The organism is Prevotella sp. C0026C3 (genome assembly GCF_056590795.1).
Genome location: NZ_JBWPWW010000038.1, coordinates 1 through 3341, shown reverse-complemented (window position 1 = coordinate 3341; position 3341 = coordinate 1). Strand labels below are relative to the sequence as shown.

The 3341-nt window shown below is 44.3% G+C and carries 3 protein-coding genes and 1 tRNA gene; all 4 read right to left on the bottom strand.

Translation table 11 applies throughout. The features are described 5' to 3' along the window. Nucleotides 1-44: 44 nt before the first annotated feature. The 4 genes from AC1EK4_RS11835 to AC1EK4_RS11820 all read right to left on the bottom strand — a co-directional run bounded on the left by AC1EK4_RS11835 (nucleotide 45) and on the right by AC1EK4_RS11820 (nucleotide 3196). Complete coding sequence (locus AC1EK4_RS11835; RefSeq protein WP_480358403.1) at nucleotides 45-1220, bottom strand: site-specific integrase; 1176 nt, start codon at nucleotides 1218-1220, stop codon at nucleotides 45-47. Between the two features lie 400 nt (nucleotides 1221-1620). After that, nucleotides 1621-1705 (bottom strand) — tRNA-Ser (locus AC1EK4_RS11830). 128 nt (nucleotides 1706-1833) lie between these two features. Beyond that, nucleotides 1834-2505: a hypothetical protein gene (locus AC1EK4_RS11825; RefSeq protein WP_036900572.1), complete on the bottom strand. Its 672-nt coding sequence runs from the start codon at nucleotides 2503-2505 to the stop codon at nucleotides 1834-1836. 484 nt (nucleotides 2506-2989) lie between these two features. Beyond that, a complete protein-coding gene (locus AC1EK4_RS11820; RefSeq protein ID WP_062435062.1) occupies nucleotides 2990-3196 on the bottom strand; it encodes a hypothetical protein in 207 nt (68 codons plus the stop codon). Between the last annotated feature and the right edge of the window lie 145 nt (nucleotides 3197-3341).

Sequence of the window (3341 nt, the reverse complement as noted above, 5' to 3'; positions counted from 1 at the left end):
AATTAAACTTTTCTACTCCAAAGTGTGAATTCTTCAAATACGTTTTATAATTTTGCACTTGCGGGTTGACTCTGCGTACGGGCATAGATTTGCGTTGTCTTGATGTTGGTGTGTCCTAACATCTTACTTACGGATTCGATGGGAACTCCCTTGGATAGGGACATCGTGGCAAATGTGTGCCGGGCGAGGTGGAATGTCAGGTTCTTCTTGATACCGCAAATATCGGCAATTTCTTTCAGATAACTGTTCAGTTTTTGATTCGTCAGCATGGGGAAAAGTTTGCCATCACGATAGGTCTTGCCACTATATTTTGCAATGATGCTCTTGGGTATATCGAGTAAAAGAACGTTGGTTTCCACGCTCGTCTTCTGCCGCTTGGTCATTATCCACTGCTTGCCGTTGAGCGTGACGATGTTTTCAGGAGCGAGGTTGTACACGTCTATGTACGCAAGTCCCGTGAAGCACGAGAACACGAACACGTCCCTTACAAGTTCCAAACGACCGATGCCGAAATCTTTGTTGGCAATTTTAAGGATTTCCTCGTCTGTGAGGAATCCACGATTGACCGGTTCCATGTGAAAACGGATGTTGAGGAACGGATCATGGTGCAGGACACCTAGTTTCCTGCCCAGAATGGTAATCGTCTTGAAGGTTTTCATCATCCTCGTGGCTGTGTTGGGATTCTGCCCGACAACCGTTCGAAGATAAATGTCGAAGTCGTGTATCACGATATAGCCGAGTTCGGACAGGCGGATGTCAGACCGACCGTATTTATCACGAAGGAAATTTGAGAAGTGTTTCTTGCAGACGTTGTATTTCTGTAAGGTTGCAGCTTCGACCGACACGCCTACCTGCCGTGCAACGTCACTATTGTGCTTGTTGAAGAGGCTCATTAGGGTGTCCACATCCTCCTTCTTACCAAGATACTCCGACTTGATACGCTCCAAGGACACCTCGTCCGTCATCTCGACTTTCTTGAAGATGGTCTGGAGTCCGCTCTGAATGTTGTCAAGTTCGAGGTTGGTGGAAAGTGCTTCAGTTGTCCTTCCCTTCAATCGTTCCTTCTCCCTGTCCCATTGAGACTGTTGGACAGCAATGCCCGTCGAGCCGATGGAAAGGCGTTCGTTGTTGAGATAGATTCTCAGCATGACAGGGGTCTTGCCCTCCTTGTTCACATAATTGCTTCTGAGATAGAAGACTGCTCTGAAAATAGCTTTCATACATTTTACTGCTTTTAGTTGTAGCCTGAATAGAGGTCTTGTCCTAACACCTGCCATCTGTAGCCGTAGCTTGTCGGACACATTGTTGCCCGAAGTGGTGTATGGTAACAAAAACACCTCTGTAATCACGCTGCAAAGTTCAACATATTTGTTTGAATAGCAGTAATTTACGCATACTCCTTATGTACTCTGTATGTACTCTTGGCTACATTTTTATTTTGCCTTGAAAATGTGTAGCCTGATTGTAGCCTTTTTAGAGTATTTTGGGAGTTTCTGCCCCCTCCGTGCATACTCTGAAATTTGGGATGGGTATAAAAGAAAAGTATCATAACTACTTGTAGCTATGATACTTACGATTTTCTTAGGTTTCCCTCTGATGTTCATTTCAGAGTACCTAAAGCGGAGAGAGAGGGATTCGAACCCCCGGCACCTCTCAGTGCGACGGTTTTCAAGACCGTTGTAATCGACCACTCTACCATCTCTCCTAGAATCGAGTAGATAATTCGATTGCTTATAAAAGTGGTGCAAAGGTACAGCTTTTGCTTTGAACCGCCAAATATTTTGCTATTTTTATTTGATTATAAATCGTATTTATAGTGCCATGCCGACGTTTTCATCTGATGCTACCGTAGCGGTCGATGAGGATTTTCTTGCCATCTTTTTGGGCTTCAAAGTAAGGTGGTTCGGTGCGCAAATAAATGTCGTCGTAGATGAAATCGGCTATGATGGTGTCTTTCCCATCGGGCAGAATAAGCCCCATCTTGCCATTTTTCTGTGCCATGACAGGCATCATATATAGGTCGTCGACATACACATAAGGCGTGCGGAGGAAGTCGTAGAGGGCATGTACGAGCACACGACCCTTATAATCCTTGATACCGAACTTGTCGTTCTCCTCGTACACCGTATGGAAACGCATGTATTTGCCCTTGATACGCTGCATGTAAGCCACTACCTTACGTTTGTCGTTGATGAGTTGTATCAGGTAAGAGAAGGTATCGCAATAGTTGGCAGCAGCGCGGGCGAGCACTATCTTCCAATCCAATCCGTCCAAGACCTTGCGGTTTAAGTCGATATAACGGGCGATGGCCTCTTCTTTCTCGGGTACAGAGAGTTTGGCCAACTGTTCCTCAAATTTCAGCATAATGGCTTTGGAACCCGACATTCCTTTGATATACCGATGCACTTGACGACTCATTTCGTCGCATACAAACTTATCTATCATCGACAATTCTACCTTGTCGACATAGAGTTCATCGAAATTTTCTACTGTAATTCTCTTCATAGTGTTTTCCTCCGGTTCTTAGATGTGGCAGTAGTATGGATTACAAAGATAGACGTTTTCCGCGTAATCACAAAAGAGCGAACAGTTAATAGTTGTAAACAGAAGCTGTGTCACGGGGACGTATGAATAGGATAAAGATGCGAAAACCGCCACTTATCACTTCCAACTCGTCTACTTGTCTGCTCATTAGCTTGTCTATTACTATGCTGCAGGGGCTTGGCAGTCTTCCTGCAAAGGCTGAACAGCAATGCTGAAAGGGCGGGGCAGCGATGCTGAGGAGCCTATGCAGGAGCCCCACCCTAACTCTCCCCAAAGGGGGAGGGAATCGTTTTAAGCTAGTAATTTAACTAGTTGGGGGGGGTAAGTCTGTAAGTGTTTGAGTTCAGAAGTTATTAAATTAGGCGTGATAAGTGGTGAGTATACACAAAAAAAGAGTTGAATCAATTGTTTGATCCAACTCTTCCGTGTACATCAAAAAGAAGCGTTATCCTTCATCTTCTTCCTCTTCGCTACCTTCACCGTTATCGTCTCCGGTGTCTTCTTCACCACCGGTGTCACCCCAATTATCTCCGGTAGAGTTATTAATGGGTACACAGAAGTAGCCGGTATGGAGATAGTCTTTGTCCAGTCTGTACATGATACCCCATACATACGAGTCGTCGTTTGCAATGATTTCTACAGTGACATTCACTACTGTCCACGAAAATCTTTTAACAATCTCTTGAAACTCCTATAAATACAAGCTTATATGAGATAAATAGACTCCCTACTTTTGAAAAGAGTATCTTTGCCACAAATTACAATTTGAAAGCAGATACTTATGAACAAAGGTCGAT